This is a genomic window from Rhodocista pekingensis (assembly GCF_042665545.1).
Classification (GTDB): domain Bacteria; phylum Pseudomonadota; class Alphaproteobacteria; order Azospirillales; family Azospirillaceae; genus Rhodocista; species Rhodocista pekingensis.
Window position 1 is genome coordinate 39,170 of record NZ_JBHTCM010000022.1, and the last position, 18,118, is coordinate 57,287.

Here is an 18,118-nt window from a genome sequence, read left to right on the forward strand (position 1 = left end):
GCTTCGATGGAACTGCTTCAAGTAGCCGACGCGGTTGCCCGCGAGAAGAACATCGACAAAGAGCATGTGCTCGAAGCGATGGAGGAGGCGATCAAGAAGGCCGGTCGCTCCAAGTACGGGCACGAGCACGACATCCGCGCCCGCATCGACCGCAAGACCGGCGAGATCCAGCTCACCCGCTACCTTGAGGTCGTCGAGACCGTCGAGAACGAGGCCTTGCAGATCGACCTCGCCAAGGCGAAGCGGAAGAACCCCGCCGCCAAGGTCGGTGACTTCATCGTCGATCCGCTGCCGCCCATCGATTTCGGCCGCATCGCCGCGCAGACCGCCAAGCAGGTGATCGTGCAGAAGGTCCGCGAGGCCGAGCGCGAGCGCCAGTTCAACGAGTACAAGGACCGCATGGGCGAGATCGTCAACGGTCTGGTCAAGCGCGTCGAGTACGGCAACGTCACCGTGGATCTGGGCCGCGCCGAGGGCGTGCTGCGCCGCGACGAGAGCCTGCCGCGCGAGCACTTCAAGACCGGCGACCGGGTCCGCGCCTACATCTACGACGTCCGGCGCGAACAGCGCGGGCCGCAGATCTTCCTGTCGCGCACGCATCCGATGTTCATGGCCGGCCTGTTCAAGCAGGAAGTGCCGGAGATCTACGACGGCATCATCGAGATCAAGGCCGTGGCCCGCGATCCCGGCAGCCGTGCCAAGATCGCCGTCATCTCCAAGGACAGCTCGATCGACCCCGTGGGCGCCTGCGTCGGCATGCGCGGCAGCCGCGTCCAGGCCGTGGTGGGCGAGTTGCAGGGCGAGAAGATCGACATCATCCCCTGGAACCGCGATCCGGCCACCTTCGTCGTCAACGCGCTGGCCCCCGCCGAGGTGGCCAAGGTCGTGCTGGACGAGGAGAACGGCAAGATCGAGGTCGTGGTCCCCGACGACCAGCTCAGCCTGGCCATCGGCCGGCGCGGTCAGAATGTCCGTCTGGCCTCGATGCTGACCGGCTGGGACATCGACATCATGACCGAGAAGGAGGAGAGCGACCGGCGGCAGGAGGAATTCCGCACCCGCTCGCAGCTCTTCATGGAAGCCCTGGACGTGGACGACGTCATCGCCCATCTGCTGGTGGCCGAGGGCTTCACGTCGGTCGAGGAGATCGCCTTCGTCGACCTGGACGAGCTGACGGCGATCGACGCCTTCGACGAGGACGTCGCCGCCGAGTTGCAGAACCGGGCGCAGGCCTTCCTCGAAGAGCAGAACGCCAAGCTGGAGGAAAAGCGTCGCGCCCTGGGCGTGGACGACGATGTCGCGGCCATGGAGGCCCTGACCCCTGCCATGCTGGTCAAGCTCGGCGAGAACGGCGTGAAGACGCTGGACGATCTGGCCGACCTCGCCGGCGACGAGCTGTCCGAGATCGTCGGCAAGGATGCCCTGAGCGTGGACGACGCCAACGCCGTCATCATGGCCGCGCGTGCCCACTGGTTCGCCGATGGCGAGGCCGGTGCCGCCGGTCAGGCTGCCGGCGAAACCCCGGCCCAGCCGCAGGGCTGAGCCGGGCAGAGACCGGAAACAGGAGGACCCGTTCCCGATGCACCCGACCACCGATCCGACCCGCCGGGGCCATGGCCCCCTGACGGTCGCCGCGGGCCCCGCCCCGGCGCCGCAGGGTGCGTGCGCCGACGTGTCCGGAGCCGGGACGGGCGATGGGGAGATCACCGACTGGCCCGGGGCGGACGAGCCCGAGGTGCTGGGCGGGAAGAAGGGGCCCCTGCGGCGTTGCGTCGCCAGTTCCGCGGTGGCCTCCCGGGATCAGATGGTGAGGTTCGTCATAGCACCGGACGGCATCCTGGTGCCGGATGTGGAGGAATCCCTCCCGGGACGCGGGCTGTGGTTGACGGCGGACCCCGCCATGTTCGAAAAGGCGGTCGCCAGGAACCTCTTCGCCAAGGCGGCGCGTCGCGCCGTCCGGGTGGAGAAGGATCTGGCGCCCCGCACGGTGGCGCTGCTGCGCCGCCGCTGTCTGGCCCTGATCGGGCTGGCCTGCCGCGGCGGTGGTGCGGTGGCCGGGTTCGAGAAGGTGCAGGCCGCCCTGCGGTCGGGCCGGTTCGGCAAGTCAGCCGTTCCGGGCCTCTGGCTGGAGGCGGCCGACGGGGCCGCGGACGGCCGGGCCAAGCTGGCACCGCTGGCCGCGGCGGCCGGCGTGCCCCTGGTGGCGGTGCTGGACCGGCGCGAGCTGGGGCTGGCGCTGGGGCGTGAGGAGGCGGTGCACGCGGTTCTGGCCCGTGGGCCGCTGACCGCGCAGGTGCTGCGGGAATTCGGGCGGCTGTCGGCTCTGGCCGGTCTGCCGCCGGTGAGTGTGGCGCCCGCAAGGGCCGCGCCGGCAGGGTCGCCGGACGGCCGGACGGGGGCCGCGGGTGAAGCGGGATTGCGTGACACGAGTTTGCCTGATGCGGACACGAGTACACCGGACCGCATCGAGGGATCAACGACGAGACGGTCGGATACCGAATGACTGACACGAACGACCAGAACCGCGACAAGAAAACTCTGAGCCTGTCCGGTAAAGGCGGCACGCTGGGGCTGAAGAAGCCCGCCGCCGCCGCCGCTGCCGGCGCCGGCGCTGCCGCCAGCGCGGCCGATACCGTGCGCCAGAGCTTCTCCCACGGTCGGCAGAAGACCGTCGCGGTCGAGGTCAAGCAGCGCAAGCGCACCTTCGAGAAGGCGGCCGTCCCCGGCATCGCCGACGGCGGCGCCGCCGCCCGTCGCGCGGCCGAGGGTGTCACCGGGCGCCAGCAGGGGGGCCGGTCCGGCGCGCCGCGCGGCCTGAGCGAGGCCGAGCGCGAGCAGCGCCTGCGTGTCCTGCGCGAAGCCAAGGCGGAGGAACAGCGCCGCGCCCTGACCGAGGCGGAGGAGCGCGCGCTCGCCGAGCAGGTGGCTGCCGAGGCCGCTGCCGCCGCCGCCGCCGCTGCGGCGGCCGAGGCTGCCGCCGTCGTGGCCGCGGAAGCCGCCGCCGCCGCGGAGCCGCTGGACGACGAGACGCTGCGCCGCCGCGAGATGGAGGAGCTGCGCCGCATCCAGGACCAGGAGAAGGCCCTGGCCGCGGAAGCCGAGCGCAAGCGCCTGGAGGAAGAAACCCGGCGCAAGGAGGAGGAGGCGCGCAAGGCGGAGGATACCCGCAAGCGCACCGACACCACCGCCCGTCCCGGCACCGCCACCACCGCCCGCCCGGGGGCCGAGGCCCCCGCCGTCCGCACCGCGACCGGCCTGCCCGGCCGCAAGGACGACGAGGAGGAGGAGGCGCCCCGCCGCCGCGGCAGCAGCAGCGGTCCCGGCAAGGGGGCGCCCAAGGTCCCCGTGCCGCCCGTCAAGGCCAAGGGCGGGGAGAAGCGCCGCACCGGCAAGCTCACCGTCAGCCAGGCGCTCGTCGAGGACGAGGGGGGCCGCGGCCGCAGTCTGGCCGCCGCCCGCCGCGCCCGGGAGCGCGAACGCCAGCGCCAGTTCGGCCGACAGGAAACCCAGAAAGTGACCCGCGACGTCACCATCCCCGAGGTCATCACCGTCCAGGAGCTGGCCAACCGTATGGCCGAGCGCGGGGCGGACGTGATCAAGACGCTCATGAAGATGGGCGTCATGGCGACCATCACCCAGACCATCGACGCCGACACGGCCGAGCTGGTCGTCACCGAGCTGGGCCACCGGCCGCACCGCGTCTCGGAGGCCGATGTCGAGCTGGGCGTGATCGGCGACCAGGACCGGACCGAGGACCTGCGGCCGCGGCCGCCCGTGGTCACCGTCATGGGCCATGTCGACCACGGCAAGACCTCACTGCTGGACGCCCTGCGCCACACCGACGTGGCCGGCCGCGAGGCCGGTGGCATCACGCAGCACATCGGCGCCTATCAGGTGCAGCTCCCGTCGGGCTCGAAGATCACCTTCATCGACACGCCGGGCCACGCCGCCTTCACGGAGATGCGCGCCCGTGGCGCCACCGTGACCGACGTGGTGGTGCTGGTGGTGGCGGCCGACGACGGCGTCATGCCGCAGACGGTCGAGGCCATCCGGCACGCCAAGGCGGCCAAGGTTCCGATCATCGTCGCCATCAACAAGTGCGACCTGCCCCAGGCCAAGGCCGACCGTGTCCGCAATGAGCTGTTGCAGCACGATCTGGTGGTCGAGGACATGGGCGGTGAGGTGCTGGACGTCGAGGTCTCGGCCAAGACCGGCAAGGGCCTGGACCGGCTGGAGGAGGCGATCCTGCTCCAGGCCGAGATCCTGGAGCTGAAGGCGAACCCCGAGCGGCCGGCCGAGGGCACCATCGTCGAGGCCAAGCTGGACAAGGGCCGCGGCCCCGTCGGCACCGTGCTGATCCGGCGCGGCACCCTGCGGGTCGGCGACATCGTCGTCGCCGGCAGCGAGTGGGGCCGTGTCCGCGCCCTGGTCAACGACCGCGGCCAGGCCGTGGACGAGGCCGGCCCCGCCACCCCGGTGGAGGTGCTGGGCCTGACCGGCGTGCCGCTGGCGGGCGACGACCTCGCCGTGGTCGGCACCGAGGCCCGGGCCCGCGAGATCACCGAGTACCGCCAGCGCAAGAAGCGGGAGGCCCAGGCCGCCCAGCAGGCGCGCGGGTCGCTGGAGCAGATGTTCAGCAAGATCCAGGCGGGCGAGGCGAAGGAACTGCCGGTCGTCATCAAGGGCGACGTGCAGGGCTCGGTGGAGGCCATCGCGGGGGCGCTGGAGAAGGCCGCCGGCGACAACTCCGAGGTCAAGGTCCGCGTGCTGTTCAGCGGCGTCGGCGCCATCACGGAAAGCGACGTGACGCTGGCCAACGCCTCCGACGGCCTGATCATCGGCTTCAACGTCCGCGCCAACCCGCAGGCCCGCGAGATGGCCAAGCGCGACGGCGTGGAGATCCGCTACTACTCGATCATCTACAACATCATCGACGACGTGAAGCAGATGCTCACGGGGATGCTGGCGCCGACGCTGCGGGAGAAGTTCCTCGGCAACGCCCAGATCCAGGAGGTGTTCAACATCACGAAGGTCGGCAAGGTCGCCGGCTGCCGCGTGGTGGAGGGCATCGTCAAGCGCGGCGCCAAGGTCCGCCTGCTGCGCGACAACGTCGTGATCCACGAAGGCACCCTGAAGACGCTGAAGCGCTTCAAGGACGAGGTGAAGGAGGTCCGCGAGGGCTTCGAGTGCGGCATGGCGTTCGAGAACTACGACGACATCCGCGCCGGGGACCTGATCGAGGCCTTCGAGATGGAGGAAGTCGCCCGCGCCCTCTGAGGCGGCTTCCCTCCCCGGTCCCCACCGGTCCCGCCCCGCCGCTTTTCCCGGCGGGGCCGGGGGCGGCACCCGGGCCGGCAGACACCCGGACCTGTGGCACCCGGATTGGCGGATACCCCGGCCGGCGCTATGCTCGACAGCAGGCGCCGGCCGTTTTCTTTGCGGGAGGGGGCAATGCCCGGCCATTTCGAACTGACGCGCAGCGTGGACGGCCTGCGGATCCTGGCCGACCGGCTGGCCCGCGGGGAGGAACTCGACCTCACCGTGGACGGCCGCCTCGTCGGGCGCGCCGTTCCCGCTCTTCCGGACGGGGAGGCGCAGCAGGTCCGGGAGGGGGTCGCCGCCCGGCGCCGCTCGATCATCGGGGCCTGCAAGGGGCGGGCCTGGGTCGCGGATGACGCCTTCGACCCCGATCCCGATCTGGTGGCCCTGTTCCATGCAGACGCCCTGTTGCCGGGCGAAGACCCGGGCGGGCGGCCTTGAGGATTCTGGCCGACACCCACGCCTTGGTCTGGCTCGTCCTCGACGATGCCCGCCTTCCGCCTTCCGTCCATCAGGCCATCGGCGATCCGGCCAACGATTTCTTCTTCAGCGTGGCATCGGTCTGGGAGGCTGAGATCAAGCGCGCGCGGCAGAAGCTCGATCTGCCCCCGGATATATGGGAAATGCTGGAAGACCGCGGCTTCGAGCCATTGTCGATCAACCGCGGGCATTGCCGCATCGCCGCTGCCTTGCCTGACCACCACCGGGACCCTTTCGACCGGATGCTGGTCGCCCAGGCAAGGGAGGAAGGTCTGACCCTTATGAGTGCGGACCGGATGCTGGAAAACTATCAGGTTCCGCTGATCTGGTAGCGATGCGTGCGGTGGCAGAAGATACCTGCCCCGTCATCCGTGGAGCCTTCCCCGTGCCGAGATCGCGTCCGCCATGCTGACCGGAGATCCCGTCATCGCCGTCTGGGAAGCGGCGCCTGCCACCCCGGCCGTGGCGCGGGTGTCGCCGGACGGCTGCCGCGACCTGATCCTGCGCCACGATCCCGGCGGGCGGCCGTTCTGGTTCGTCTCGGCGCTGGAGGACCGCACCTGCGCGGTGGCGCTGGTGCCGGGCAGCCGCTTCCACGGGTTCCGGATGCGGCCCGGCCTGGGCCTGGATGCGGGTCGCCTGCTGCGCGCGCTGGCGGGGCGGGAGCCGGAGCCCGACCGGGTGCTGGCCCTGCTTGCCGATCATGCGCGCGCCTGCGCGCGGGTGGAGGAGGCGCTGGCCGCGCTCGCGGCGGGGCCGGGCAGCGTCGCCGCGGCGGCGGCCGGGCTGGGCGTCACGCCGCGCACCCTGCAACGGCTGCTGCTGCCCGCCACCGGCCGGGCGCCCGGCTGGTGGCTGATGCTGGCCCGGCTGCGGCGGGCGGCGCGGGCCGTGGCCGCCGGCACGCCGCCGGCCGACGCCGCGGCCGGGCACGGCTATGCCGATCAGGCGCACCTGACGCGGGAGGTCCGCCGCTGGCTGGGCACGACCCCGCGCGCCCTGCGCGGCGATGCCGACCTGGCCGGCCAGCTTGCCCAGCCGGGCTACGGCTGAACCCGCCCTCCCTCAGCCCGTCACGGCGGTGCAGAGTTCGACCAGGAAGCCGTCGCGGTCGCTGACATAGGCCGTCGTCTGGCCCCAGGGCATCCGCTCCGGCGGCTGCACCGCCGTGGCCCCGGCGGCCAGCGCCCGGGCATAGGCCCCGGCCACGTCGTCCGTCTCGAAGGCGATCTCGAAGGCCGGGGCGTCGGGCCGAGGCCGCGCGGGGTTCTTGCCCAGCGAGGCCATCAGCGCCCGCGAGGAGAAGGACAGCGTCGTCGCTCCGGTGTCCAGCTCGCCATAGTCGCCGCTCTCGTGCAGCATCCGGGTTTCGACGCCGAAGGCGTCGCGGTAGAACGCCAGCGTCGCCGCCACGTCCTCGACATACAGGATGGTGTAACGCAGCTTCATCGCCGCCTCCTCTGGTGTGTCCGGGCGCCGAGGGTAGGCCGCGGCGGCGGTGCGGTCTTGAAGATATGCGACAACAGGCACGGCGGCCGGCGCGGCGGGCATCGCCGATGCGTGGTGACGGCGCTTCCCCTTTGGCGTTGAATGGGGGTAGGAAAGCGCCCCACTGGCGGCCCGCGGTCCCATCCCGCGGCCGGTCGAGGCGACCAGAAGGAAGCATACCCATGTCCCGAGGCAGAGGCTCCACCAAGCCGGGCCATACCGGCCCCAGCCAGCGCCAGCTCCGCGTCGGCGAGGAAATCCGCCATGCCCTGGCCGACATCCTGCGCCGCGGCGATTTCCGCGATCCCGGTTTGCAGGACGTCAACGTCACCGTGACCGAGGTCCGGGTCAGCCCGGATCTGAAGAACGCGACGGCCTTCGTCATGCCGCTGGGCGGCGGCCATCCGGAGGTGATCGCCGCGCTGAACCATGCCGCCCCCTTCTTCCGGGCCCAGATCGCCCATGCCGTGCGGTTGCAGCACGCGCCGCGCATCGGCTTCCAGGAGGACACCTCCTTCGCCTATGCCGACCGCATCGACCGTCTGCTGCACGATCCGGCCGTGGCCCGCGACATCACCCGCGACCTCGACGCCGAGGGCGTGCCGCTGGAACGCGGCGGTGCCGAGAACGATGAAGACGGCGGGGAGGCCGACGGCGATCTGGACGCCCGCGACGTCCCCGACCTGGACGGCGGGGACCGGGAGGGCCGTCGTGGCGCGTAAGCGGAAGGGCCAGCCCATCCATGGCTGGCTGGTGCTGGACAAGCCCGGCGGCATGACCAGCACCCAGGCCATGGCCAAGGTGCGCTGGCTGTTGCAGGCGGAGAAGGCGGGCCATGGCGGCACGCTGGACCCGATCGCCACCGGCGTGCTGCCGATCGCGCTGGGCGAGGCGACGAAGACCGTGCAGTACGCCATGGACGGGGAGAAGACCTACCGCTTCGTCCTGCGCTTCGGGGCCGCCACTGACACCGACGACCGCGCCGGCAGCGTCATCGCCACCTCCGACCTGCGCCCGACGGACGAGGAGATCGAGGCGGCGCTGCCCCGCTTCACCGGCCTGATCACCCAGGTGCCGCCGCAGTATTCCGCCATCAAGGTGGACGGCGAGCGCGCCTACGATCTGGCACGCGAGGGCGAGACGGTGGAGCTGCGCCCGCGCGAGGTGCGGGTGGACGGCTTCCACCTGACCGAACGGCCCGACGCCGACACCGCCGTGTTCGAGGTGGAGTGCGGCAAGGGCACCTACATGCGCAGCCTTGCCCGCGACCTTGCCCGCGCCCTGGGCACGGTGGGCCATGTCCATGAGCTGCGCCGGCTGCGCGTCGGCCGCTTCACGCTGGCGGAGGCCGTCACCCTGGAGAGCCTGGAGCAACTGGTCCAGGACGGCGCCGCCGCGGGGGCGATCCAGCCGGTGGAGATGGCGCTGGACACGCTGCCGGCCATCGCGCTCAACGATGCCGAGGCGCAGCGCCTGCGCCAGGGCCAGCCGGTGCTGCTGCTGCGCCGGCAGGACACCGAGCGGCTGCGCCGGATCGGCGAGGCCCTGGGTCCGGAGGAGGGCGGGGCGGCGGCGCTGGCCACCGCCTTCGGCCGGCCGGTCGCCCTGGTCCGGGTGGAGGGGGCCACCATCCATCCGGTGCGCGTGCTGAACCTGTGACGGCGGGCGGAGGGGCGCCTCTGCGCGCCTCCGGCCCGTCCGTTCCTCCTGCCTTTTCCGTGAATCCGCTTGACTCATCCCGGCGGGCAGGGCACTTGTCGCCGGTCATCGCCGTACCGCTGCGACCGTGCTGGACGACATCCCGGCACGGCCGTGCGTTGCGGCTTGTCGCATTCCGCCCCCCTTGGTTGCCCAGAGCCGCCGTCCGGGGCGGATCAATCCTTCTGACTGGAGACGACGATGTCGATCACCCCCGAGCGCAAGCAGGCGCTCATCGAGGAATACAAGACCAAGGACGGCGACACCGGGTCGCCCGAGGTGCAGGTTGCGATCCTGACGGAGCGCATCGTGAACCTGACCGAGCACCTGAAGACCCACGCGAAGGATTTCCACTCGCGCCGTGGCCTGCTGGTCATGGTCGGCCAGCGCCGTGGTCTGCTGGACTACCTGAAGCGCAAGAACCAGGGCCGGTACGACACCCTGATCCAGCGCCTGGGCCTGCGTCGCTGACGCAGCCAGCGACCGGACCAGACCCAGCGGTGACGCCAGCCGACGCCCATCCCCCCTTCGCCTCGGCCCGTCCGTGCCCGGCACGGCCGTGGCCCCCGGGCGGTGGGGGCGTTCCGGCGGGCGGCGTCGCCCCGGGTCCCTCCGGATCGGTGACAGACCTGATTATTGGAAGCGGCCGGTCGGGAAGGTTCCCGGCGGGCCGCTTTCCGTTTGCGCAGGTCCTCTCTGCGCAGAGCGATTTTCCCGTCCCGGGTGTATTCTTCCCGGGGACGTTCATGCGGGGCTAGCCGATAGGGCCCCGGCCCGCCGCCCAATCCGGGGCGTGTCCGGGTTTCGGATGGAAGGAAGACGACGATGTTCAAGGTTTTCCGCAAGGAAATGATGTGGGGCGGGCGGAAGCTCGTCCTGGAGACGGGCAAGGTCGCCCGTCAGGCCGACGGGGCCGTGTGGGCCAGCTACGGCGACACGGTGGTTCTGGCCACCGCGGTGGCCGCCAAGGCCCCGAAGCCGGGCGTGGACTTCTTCCCGCTGACGGTCAACTACCAGGAGAAGGCCTTCGCTGCGGGCAAGATCCCCGGCGGCTTCTTCAAGCGCGAGGGGCGCCCGACGGAGAAGGAGGTGCTGACCTCCCGCCTGATCGACCGGCCGATCCGTCCGCTGTTCGCGGACGGCTACCGCAACGAGACCCAGGTCATCGTCACCGTCCTGTCCCACGACCTTGAGAACGATCCCGACATCGTCGCCATGGTCGCCACCTCCGCCGCGCTGACCATCTCGGGCATCCCGTTCCTGGGGCCGATCGGCGCCGCGCGCGTCGGCTACAAGGACGGCCAGTTCATCCTGAACCCGACGCTGGAGCAGGTCGAAGCCAGCGATCTCGACCTCGTCGTCGCCGGCACCACCGAAGGCGTGCTGATGGTGGAGTCCGAGGCGAAGGAGCTGCCCGAGGACGTGATGCTGGGGGCCGTGATGTTCGGCCACCGCGAGTTCCAGCCGGTCATCGACCTCATCATCGACCTCGCCGAGATGGCGGCCAAGGACCCGATGGCGATCCCGGCGCCGGCCTACGACAAGGACGCGGTGAAGACCCGCATGGCCGCCCTGATCGGCCAGGACGTCCGCCAGGCCTACACCCTGACCGTGAAGCAGGAGCGCTACGCCGCCATCGGCGCCGCCAAGCTGAAGGCGCTGGAGACGCTGGTCGCCGAGGGCACCGCGCCCGAGGCCGTGTCCAGCGTCTTCAAGGAGCTGGAGAGCGACATCCTGCGCGGCAGCGTGATCGAGACCGGCAAGCGCATCGACGGCCGCACCACGGTGGACATCCGTCCCATCGTCTCGCAGGTCGGCGTGCTGCCCCGCGCCCACGGCTCGTCCCTGTTCACCCGCGGTGAGACGCAGGCCCTGGTGGTCGCCACGCTGGGCACGAACCAGGACGAGCAGATCGTCGACGCGCTGGAAGGCGAGTACCGTGAGAGCTTCATGCTCCACTACAACTTCCCGCCCTACAGCGTGGGCGAGGCCGGCCGCATGGGCAGCCCGGGCCGGCGCGAGATCGGCCACGGCAAGCTGGCCTGGCGCGCCGTCCGGCCGCTGCTGCCGACGAAGGAGGCCTTCCCCTACACGATCCGCGTCGTGTCGGAGATCACCGAGTCGAACGGCTCCTCCTCCATGGCCACGGTCTGCGGCAGCTCGCTGTCGATGATGGATGCCGGCGTGCCGCTGCCGCGGCCGGTGGCGGGCATCGCCATGGGCCTGATCAAGGAAGGCGAGAAGTTCGCCGTGCTGTCCGACATCCTCGGTGACGAGGACCATCTGGGCGACATGGACTTCAAGGTCGCCGGCACGGAGAAGGGCGTCACCGCGCTCCAGATGGACATCAAGATCACCTCGATCACCGAGGAGATCATGAAGATCGCCCTGGCCCAGGCCAAGGACGGCCGCGTCCACATCCTGAGCGAGATGAACAAGGCGCTGAACACGGCGCGCGAGGCGGTCAACCAGAACGCGCCGCGCATCACCGTGATCAACATCCCGAAGGACAAGATCCGCGACGTGATCGGCTCCGGCGGCAAGGTGATCCGCGAGATCGTCGAGCAGACCGGCGCCAAGATCGACATCGAGGACGACGGCACCGTCAAGGTCGCCGCCGTGGACGGCAAGGCGTCCGAGGCCGCGATCAAGTGGATCAAGGGCATCGTCGCCGAGCCCGAGGTGGGCGAGATCTACGAGGGCAAGGTCGTCAAGATCATGGACTTCGGCGCCTTCGTGAACTTCCTCGGCAGCCGGGACGGCCTCGTCCACATCTCCGAGCTGAAGAACGAGCGCGTCGCCAAGGTCACCGACGTCGTGAAGCAGGGCGACGCCGTGAAGGTGAAGGTCCTGGGCTTCGACGACCGCGGCAAGGTGAAGCTGTCCATGAAGGTCGTCGATCAGACGACCGGCGAGGACCTGTCCAAGAAGGAAGAGGCCGAGGGCTGATCCCCTCTCCCCTCCGTCCGACCGACGTGAAGAAGCCGCCGGGGCCATCCTCGGCGGCTTTTTCGTGACCGCGCCTTGTTGGAGCAGGCGGGCTGATGTACACATGAACGTACAGAGGAGGCGGCCATGCCTGACGCTCATCGGCTCCATGACCACGACGCTGGCGACCACGGCGACCACGACGATGGCCGCCGCGCTGAACCCCGCAGCGTCGGCGCGCGCCATGTCAGCGCGACGGAGTTCCGGCAGAATCTGGCCCGTCATCTCGATCAGGTCCGCGACAGCCGTGCGCCCCTTGTGGTGACCCGCCAGGGGGAGGAGGGCGTCGTCGTTCTGGCGGAGGGCGAATGGGCGGCCCTCCAGGAAACCCTCCACGTCCTGGGCACACCGGCCAACGCGCGGCGGCTCCTGGACGCCATCGCCGAGTTCGAGGCGGGTAAGGGTGTCGAGCGCGACCTGATCGAGCCGTGAACCGGCGGGCCCCCGGACCATGCGCATCAGCTTCAGCAGCGCGGCCTGGGCGGATTACCTGCACTGGCAGGAGCAGGACCGGGCCATCCTGGCACGGGTGAACGCGCTGATCCGGGAGTGTACGCGCACCCCCTTCGTCGGTCTCGGCAAGCCCGAACCGCTGCGCGGTTCCCTGGCGGGCTGGTGGTCACGGCGCATCACCGGGGAACACCGGCTCGTCTATCGCGTGGCCGGACAGCCGCCAGATCAGGTGCTGGAGATCGCGGCCTGCCGGCGGCATTACAGATAGGGGCGGCGGACCTGAGGGCGGCACGGCACGCTTCCGCCCGGTGACCGCCCGCCGGTCCGTCTCCGCGCCCTGCGTCCCGCCGCCGCAGTCGGACCCGCCTGCCGGAATCACCGGGAAATCAGCGACTTGCGTTAAGGGGCCGGAGACCCCGTTCAAGGGCATGAGCCCTGCGCGCCACGCCGGGACCGGCATGCCGCGGCTGCAACCCTTCTGTGATAATCCGCACAGTGAAGCCCGGGACAGGCGCCTATAGCTGAGATCGTTCCTGGCCGACGACGTCCCTGACAAGTGTGGCGCCGGCGGGATCAAAGAAAAGCCGATCAAAGAACGGCATCGGGATGCGCGGCAACGCGCCACGGCTTTTTGCGTCCCGAATACAGCTTTATGAGGAGAGAAGTCATGTCCCGTATTACTGCTGCTCTGTTCGGCGCTACCGCCCTGGTCGCCCTTTCGTCGGCGCCGGCCCTCGCCCAGAGCCCGTTTGACGGCGGCTATGTCGGTGCGGCTCTCGGCTATGCCTGGATGAAGCCCAACGGCACGACCACCTTCTCCAACGCCACCACGCAGAAGGTGGACCGGACCAACGACGGCGTCACGGGCGCGGTCTTCCTCGGCTACGGCAAGACCATCGACACCCTCTATCTCGGCATCGAGGGTGAGATCGGGATCAGCGACCAGGAGAAGACCTCGACCCTCGCCGGCAACTCCTACAACTTCGACGCCGGCACCAGCCTGGGCATCGCCCTGCGCGCCGGTCTGCTCGCCACCCCGGACACGCTGGTCTACGGCCGCATCGGCTGGCAGCGCACGGACCTCGACGTCTCCGGCCGGCTCGGCTCCGTCGCCGGCACGCCGACCATGGACGAGAACGAGCACCTGAACGGCTGGCGTATCGGTGGCGGTGTCGAGCACGCCCTGACCGAGAACGTGCTGGCCCGGCTTGAGTACAACTACACCGATTACGAGAGCTACAAGGTCTCCTACGGCCAGGGTGGTGCGCGCACGAACGCCGAGCCGCACGAAAGCGCGGTCCGCGTCGGCGTCGCCTACCGGTTCTGACCCCATCGCCTCCCGGTTCCACCCCCCCTCCCCCCCAGGAACCGGTGGCGGCAAAGGGCCCGGTGCATCGCACCGGGCCCTTTCTGTTGTGCGCGGCCCTGCGGCGGCCGGAGACGTCCCGCGGCACGCGGGCGGCTGTCCGGTCCCGGCGCGAATGGCCCTGGACGGCTTCCTGCGATGGGATTACAGGGGTCCGACCCCGACCCCCTGAGCAAGGGGCGCCCGGGAAGAGGGGCGCAACAGGAGAGATGACCACCATGACCCGACTGCTCACCGCCGGCGCCGTCGCTGCCGCGGCCCTGCTGGCCGCCCCGGCCGCCATGGCCGAAAGCGTCTTCGACGGCCCCTATGTCGGTGCCTTCTTCGCCTATGCCGACCTGGACGTGGATGCCCGGGCCACCGTCGGCACCGTGACCACCACCGGCGACGGCAGCGGCGACGGCTGGACCTTCGGCGCCTATGCCGGTTACGGCATGAGCCTGGGTCCCGTCTATGCCGGGCTGGAGGCCGAGTACGGCCTGAACGGCTCCTCCATCGGCGTGCGCGCGGGCAACATCCGCACCAGCTTCGACGCGCAGGACAGCTACGGCGTCTCTGCCCGCGTCGGCACGGTGGTGATGGACCGCATCCTGGTCTATGGCCGCTTCGGCCGGCAGTGGACCCAGTTCGACGTGAAGAACACGCTCGGCACCGTCTCCATCGCAACCGACGACCGGCTGGACGGCTGGCGCTACGGCGGCGGCGTGGAATACGCCCTGGCCGGCCCGGGCAAGGGCGACAACATGCTGGTCCGCCTGGAGTACAGCTACTTCGACTATGACGATCTGGCGACCACGGCCCAGCTCGCCACGACGGCCGCGCAGGTGGACGAGAGCCAGATCCGCGTCGGCTTCGCCTACCGCTTCTGAGCAGCGACCGTCCCGCGGGACGGCGACGACCGGGCCGGGGGCACATGCCGCCGGCCCGGTCGTGCTTTCGGGTCCTGCCGTCGCGTCGGGCTGTGCCGGCTCAGCGGGTCTTCCAGGTCCGCACCGGGCCGGTGTCGATATGGATGTGCCCGGTACCGGGATAGAAGGCGGCGCCGCCGCGTTGCATGGTCTTGGCGATCTCCGCCAGCGCCGGGCCGGGCAGGGCGGGGACGCGGAAGTCCAGGGCCTTGCCCTGCATGTGGAAACTCTCCCGCGCCGCCTGGGAATTCACCTTGACCAGCCTGGCGTTGGTCTGCGGCGAGCGGTAGCCGGACAGCACCTGCACCTCCGTCGTCGGCGGCAGGCCGGTGCGGTAGAACAGGTCGAACAGGAAATCCATCAGCGCCGGGTCGATCGGCGCCTTCTCCCCCGTGTTGCGGTCGCGCAGCAGCAGGTTGACGCTGTCCATGGCGCGGGGGTCGTAGCCGCCGTTGTGGTAGTAGATCACGTCGGCGCGCTCGCCGCTCTGGGGGTGCACCAGCACCACCCGGCGCAGCCCGGGCAGGGGCGGCAGCTCCGGCGGGGGCGGCTCGGGCGGGCGGGAAGCACAGCCGGACAGCACCGGCAGGACGGCGGCGGCAAGACAGGCGGACAGGATCAGGCGGCGGGCGGGGACCACGGAACCGGCTCCGGTGGAAGGGATGGACCATCTCCCCTCTACCACGGACCGGGCTCCCGTCCCCCTAACGATATCGCCCTTCCGGTTCATGTCCCGGCCTTGTGGCGGTTCAGAGCGTCAGCGTCATGCCCTCGGCCGCCAGCAGGGTGCCGGGGCGCATCGCCTCCGCCGCCGTGCCGATCTCGTCCAGCGTCTGGTCGTTGTGCGTCGGATCGTGGTGAAACAGCACGGTGCGCGCCACCCCGGCGGCGTCGGCCACGCGGCAGGCCTCCTGCCAGGTGGAATGGCCCCAGCCGACATGCCGCTCGTACTCGGCATCGGTGTAGGTCGAGTCGTAGATCATCAGGTCGGCCCCGCGCACCAGTTCCACCACCCGCGGGTCCGGTCCGCCGCGGCGGTGCTCGGTGTCGGTGACGATGCAGACAGAGCGGCCGCCATGCTCGATCCGGTAGCCGGTGGCGTTGTTGGGGTGGTTCAGCGGCGCGGTGCGGATGCGGATGCCGGGGCGCGGTTCCAGCGTGTCGCCGGCGGTGAACTTGCGGTAGCGGCAGCTCGTCTCGATCAGGTTGACCGGCACCGGGAACAGCGGCGCCGACATGAGCTGGTCCAGCACCTGTTGCAGGGTCCGCTCCGGTCCCAGATGCCCCTCCCACAGGATCAGCCGGTTGTGCGGATCGTAGGCGGGGGTGAAGAAGGGCAGCCCGCCGACATGGTCGTAATGGGTGTGGGTCAGGAACAGGTCGGCGTCCAGCGGCGTGCCGTCCGCCAGCTCGCCCGCCTGCAACGCCTCCCCCAGCAGGCGGATGCCGGTGCCGGCGTCGAAGATCAGCAGCCGCCCGCCGCAGCGCACCTCGATGCAGCTCGTGTTGCCGCCGTAGCGGGCGCTGGCCGGCCCCGGCGTGGCGATGCTGCCGCGCACGCCCCAGAAGCGCACCAGGATCCCGTCCGGTGCGCCGCCCGCCGCGTCCGCCGTTCCTGCCGTCTCTGCCATTTCGCTTCCTTCCCGCCCGGTCTCGCCTCAGGGCACCAGCCGGTAGCCGCCGGGCTCCGTCACCAGGATCTCCGCCCGCGCCGGGTCGCGCTCGATCTTCCGCCGCAGCCGGTAGACATGGGTCTCCAGCGTGTGGGTGGTCACCCCCTCATTGTAACCCCAGACCTCGCCCAGCAGGGTGTCGCGGTCGATGGTGCGGCCGTCCGCCCGGTGCAGATAGGCCAGGATCTGGCTCTCCTTCTCGGTCAGGCGGATGCGACGCTGCCGCCCGTCGTCCAGCAGCAGCTTGGCGGTGGGCAGGAAGCGGTAGGGGCCGATCGCCAGCCCCGCCCCGTCCGTCTCCGCCGCCCGGCGCAGCAGGGCGCGCAGCCGGGCCAGCAGCACGCCCAGCCGGAACGGCTTGGCGATGCTCTCCGTGGCGCCGCAGCCGGCGGGGGCGTCGCCCGCGTCCGCGGGCGCCGTCATCAGGATCACCGGGCAGTCCAGCCCCTCCGCCCGCAGGGCGCGGCAGAGCGCCCGTCCGTCCAGGTCGGGCAGGCCGCTGTCCAGCAGCGCGGCGTCGAACCGCTCCGCCCGCGCCGCCGCCAGGGCGGCCGCCGCACTGTCCACCTCCCGGACCTCCATCTCCGGGTCGAGCCGGAGCTGTTCGGTCAGCGTCTGCCGCAGGGCCGCGTCGTCGCCGGCAAGCAGGATGAGCGTTCCCGTCTTCTGCACGTTCCCGTCTTCTGCCCGTTCCCGTCTTCAGCATCTGTCCGTCGCCGGGCCGCCGCCGCGGCGGCCGGAATACTAACACGTCCGGACCGGCGATGGCATGACACGGGCCCGGTCGGCCACGGCCAGCAGGTCGCGGTGGCCGACATGCAGGACCGCCGGCGTGCTGCGCCGCCATGCCGCCCAGGCGGCGATGCGGTCCGCGGCGTCCGGGTCCGTCTGCGTCGCCGCGGCGGCATAGCCCGCCACCAGCACCCGCAGCGCCGCGGCGGTGCCGTCGTCCCCGTCAGCCGCCGGGTCCAGGCGCCAGTCGGACGGCGCCAGGGTCACGGCATAGCCCGCCCGCTCCAGCGCCGCCGCCACGACATGCGGCGCCCGCGCGCCCAGCGCCGGGCCGAAGCCCTTGTCGCGTCCGCTGTGGACGGCGACGCGGGCCAGCACGAAGGCGTCGTCCGCGTCGGGCGGGTCGAACGCCACCCGCCCGTCCACGCTGAGCATGGCCAGCACCGGCGGCCGCCCGGCGGCGGCCAGGGCGGTGGCGAAGCGCCCGGCCCATGCCTCCGACACCAGATCCAGGACGGCGCTGGCCACCACCCCGTCGCGGGCGGGCAGGTCCAGCGCCTCGAACCCCGTCGCCAGATCCGTCCGCAGGGTCTCCGCCTCCAGGTGCAGCCAGGGCTGCCCGGCGGCCCAGCCCGCCACCGCCTGCGGGGCGGCGGCCAGCAGGGCGTCGTCGCCGTCGGCCAGGGTCCAGCGCTGCGCCGGCCGGCCCAGCCGCGGCGCCAGCCAGCGCAGGGCGCTGCCGGTGCCGGCGCCGATGTCCAGCAGGCGCGGCCGCTCCGGCAGGGCGGCGGCGAAGTGCAGGGCGAGGCCCGGATCGCGGGCGGCGGCATCCAGCGGTTCGCGCAGGTGCAGCCAGTCGGCGCTGAAGCCGCTCATGCGATCCGCTCGATGCGGCGGTCCAGGGGCAGGGCATAGGCCAGTTCCGCCGCCAGCGCCCCGGCCGTGGCGGGCCAGTCGGGCAGGGCGGCCAGGGCGGCCCGCGCCGCGGACGCGGCCCGGGCGCGGGCCTGCGC

General features: G+C 71.3%; 19 protein-coding genes. 14 read left to right on the plus strand and 5 right to left on the minus strand.

The window, feature by feature from the left end:
* Window positions 1–6: 6 nt before the first annotated feature.
* From nusA to ACFQPS_RS17155, 6 genes are all read left to right on the plus strand, one after another.
* Complete coding sequence (gene nusA, locus ACFQPS_RS17130; protein WP_377360432.1) at window positions 7–1,542, plus strand: transcription termination factor NusA; 1,536 nt, start codon at window positions 7–9, stop codon at window positions 1,540–1,542.
* Between the two features lie 37 nt (window positions 1,543–1,579).
* Window positions 1,580–2,503: an RNA-binding protein gene (locus ACFQPS_RS17135; protein WP_377360433.1), complete on the plus strand. Its 924-nt coding sequence runs from the start codon at window positions 1,580–1,582 to the stop codon at window positions 2,501–2,503.
* Entirely contained in the window at window positions 2,500–5,277 is a 2,778-nt protein-coding gene (gene infB, locus ACFQPS_RS17140; protein ID WP_377360434.1) for a translation initiation factor IF-2, read from the plus strand. Before ACFQPS_RS17135 ends, infB begins: the two co-directional genes overlap by 4 nt.
* A 174-nt stretch (window positions 5,278–5,451) precedes the next feature.
* On the plus strand, window positions 5,452–5,760 hold the full coding sequence (locus ACFQPS_RS17145; protein ID WP_377360435.1) for a hypothetical protein: 309 nt from the start codon (window positions 5,452–5,454) through the stop codon (window positions 5,758–5,760).
* On the plus strand, window positions 5,757–6,131 hold the full coding sequence (locus ACFQPS_RS17150; RefSeq protein ID WP_377360436.1) for a type II toxin-antitoxin system VapC family toxin: 375 nt from the start codon (window positions 5,757–5,759) through the stop codon (window positions 6,129–6,131). The genes ACFQPS_RS17145 and ACFQPS_RS17150 overlap by 4 nt, the downstream gene beginning before the upstream one ends.
* Before the next feature lie 73 nt (window positions 6,132–6,204).
* Entirely contained in the window at window positions 6,205–6,852 is a 648-nt protein-coding gene (locus ACFQPS_RS17155) for a helix-turn-helix domain-containing protein (RefSeq protein ID WP_377360437.1), read from the plus strand.
* A gap of 12 nt (window positions 6,853–6,864) precedes the next feature.
* Here ACFQPS_RS17155 and ACFQPS_RS17160 read toward each other — a convergent pair whose 3' ends face one another.
* Complete coding sequence (locus ACFQPS_RS17160) at window positions 6,865–7,248, minus strand: VOC family protein (protein ID WP_377360438.1); 384 nt, start codon at window positions 7,246–7,248, stop codon at window positions 6,865–6,867.
* Between the two features lie 221 nt (window positions 7,249–7,469).
* Here ACFQPS_RS17160 and rbfA point away from each other — a divergent pair, with 221 nt between their 5' ends.
* The 8 genes from rbfA (at window position 7,470) to ACFQPS_RS17200 (ending at window position 14,661) form a co-directional block, all read left to right on the plus strand.
* Window positions 7,470–8,009 (plus strand): 30S ribosome-binding factor RbfA, encoded by a 540-nt coding sequence (gene rbfA / locus ACFQPS_RS17165; RefSeq protein WP_377360439.1) that lies wholly within the window; start codon window positions 7,470–7,472, stop codon window positions 8,007–8,009.
* Complete coding sequence (gene truB, locus ACFQPS_RS17170) at window positions 7,999–8,946, plus strand: tRNA pseudouridine(55) synthase TruB (protein WP_377360440.1); 948 nt, start codon at window positions 7,999–8,001, stop codon at window positions 8,944–8,946. Before rbfA ends, truB begins: the two co-directional genes overlap by 11 nt.
* Window positions 8,947–9,186: 240 nt before the next feature.
* Window positions 9,187–9,456, plus strand: coding sequence for a 30S ribosomal protein S15 (rpsO, locus tag ACFQPS_RS17175; protein ID WP_012568065.1), 270 nt, complete (start codon window positions 9,187–9,189; stop codon window positions 9,454–9,456).
* Window positions 9,457–9,810: 354 nt separating this feature from the next.
* Window positions 9,811–11,934, plus strand: a complete 2,124-nt coding sequence (pnp, locus tag ACFQPS_RS17180) for a polyribonucleotide nucleotidyltransferase (RefSeq protein ID WP_377360441.1) — start codon at window positions 9,811–9,813, stop codon at window positions 11,932–11,934.
* 126 nt (window positions 11,935–12,060) lie between these two features.
* A complete protein-coding gene (locus ACFQPS_RS17185; RefSeq protein ID WP_377360442.1) occupies window positions 12,061–12,405 on the plus strand; it encodes a type II toxin-antitoxin system Phd/YefM family antitoxin in 345 nt (114 codons plus the stop codon).
* A 19-nt stretch (window positions 12,406–12,424) separates the two neighbouring features.
* Entirely contained in the window at window positions 12,425–12,694 is a 270-nt protein-coding gene (locus tag ACFQPS_RS17190) for a Txe/YoeB family addiction module toxin (protein WP_377360443.1), read from the plus strand.
* Between the two features lie 399 nt (window positions 12,695–13,093).
* Window positions 13,094–13,753: an outer membrane protein gene (locus tag ACFQPS_RS17195; RefSeq protein WP_377360444.1), complete on the plus strand. Its 660-nt coding sequence runs from the start codon at window positions 13,094–13,096 to the stop codon at window positions 13,751–13,753.
* 257 nt (window positions 13,754–14,010) lie between these two features.
* Window positions 14,011–14,661, plus strand: a complete 651-nt coding sequence (locus ACFQPS_RS17200) for an outer membrane protein (RefSeq protein WP_377360445.1) — start codon at window positions 14,011–14,013, stop codon at window positions 14,659–14,661.
* Between the two features lie 100 nt (window positions 14,662–14,761).
* Here the strand turns inward: ACFQPS_RS17200 and ACFQPS_RS17205 are convergent, their stop codons facing one another.
* The 4 genes from ACFQPS_RS17205 to ACFQPS_RS17220 form a co-directional block, all read right to left on the minus strand.
* On the minus strand, window positions 14,762–15,340 hold the full coding sequence (locus ACFQPS_RS17205; RefSeq protein ID WP_377360446.1) for a YcbK family protein: 579 nt from the start codon (window positions 15,338–15,340) through the stop codon (window positions 14,762–14,764).
* A gap of 109 nt (window positions 15,341–15,449) precedes the next feature.
* A complete protein-coding gene (locus ACFQPS_RS17210; RefSeq protein ID WP_377360447.1) occupies window positions 15,450–16,331 on the minus strand; it encodes an MBL fold metallo-hydrolase in 882 nt (293 codons plus the stop codon).
* Window positions 16,332–16,358: 27 nt separating this feature from the next.
* On the minus strand, window positions 16,359–17,045 hold the full coding sequence (locus tag ACFQPS_RS17215) for a response regulator transcription factor (protein ID WP_377360448.1): 687 nt from the start codon (window positions 17,043–17,045) through the stop codon (window positions 16,359–16,361).
* A gap of 72 nt (window positions 17,046–17,117) precedes the next feature.
* Window positions 17,118–17,981, minus strand: coding sequence for a class I SAM-dependent methyltransferase (locus ACFQPS_RS17220; RefSeq protein ID WP_377360449.1), 864 nt, complete (start codon window positions 17,979–17,981; stop codon window positions 17,118–17,120).
* Window positions 17,982–18,118: the final 137 nt, after the last annotated feature.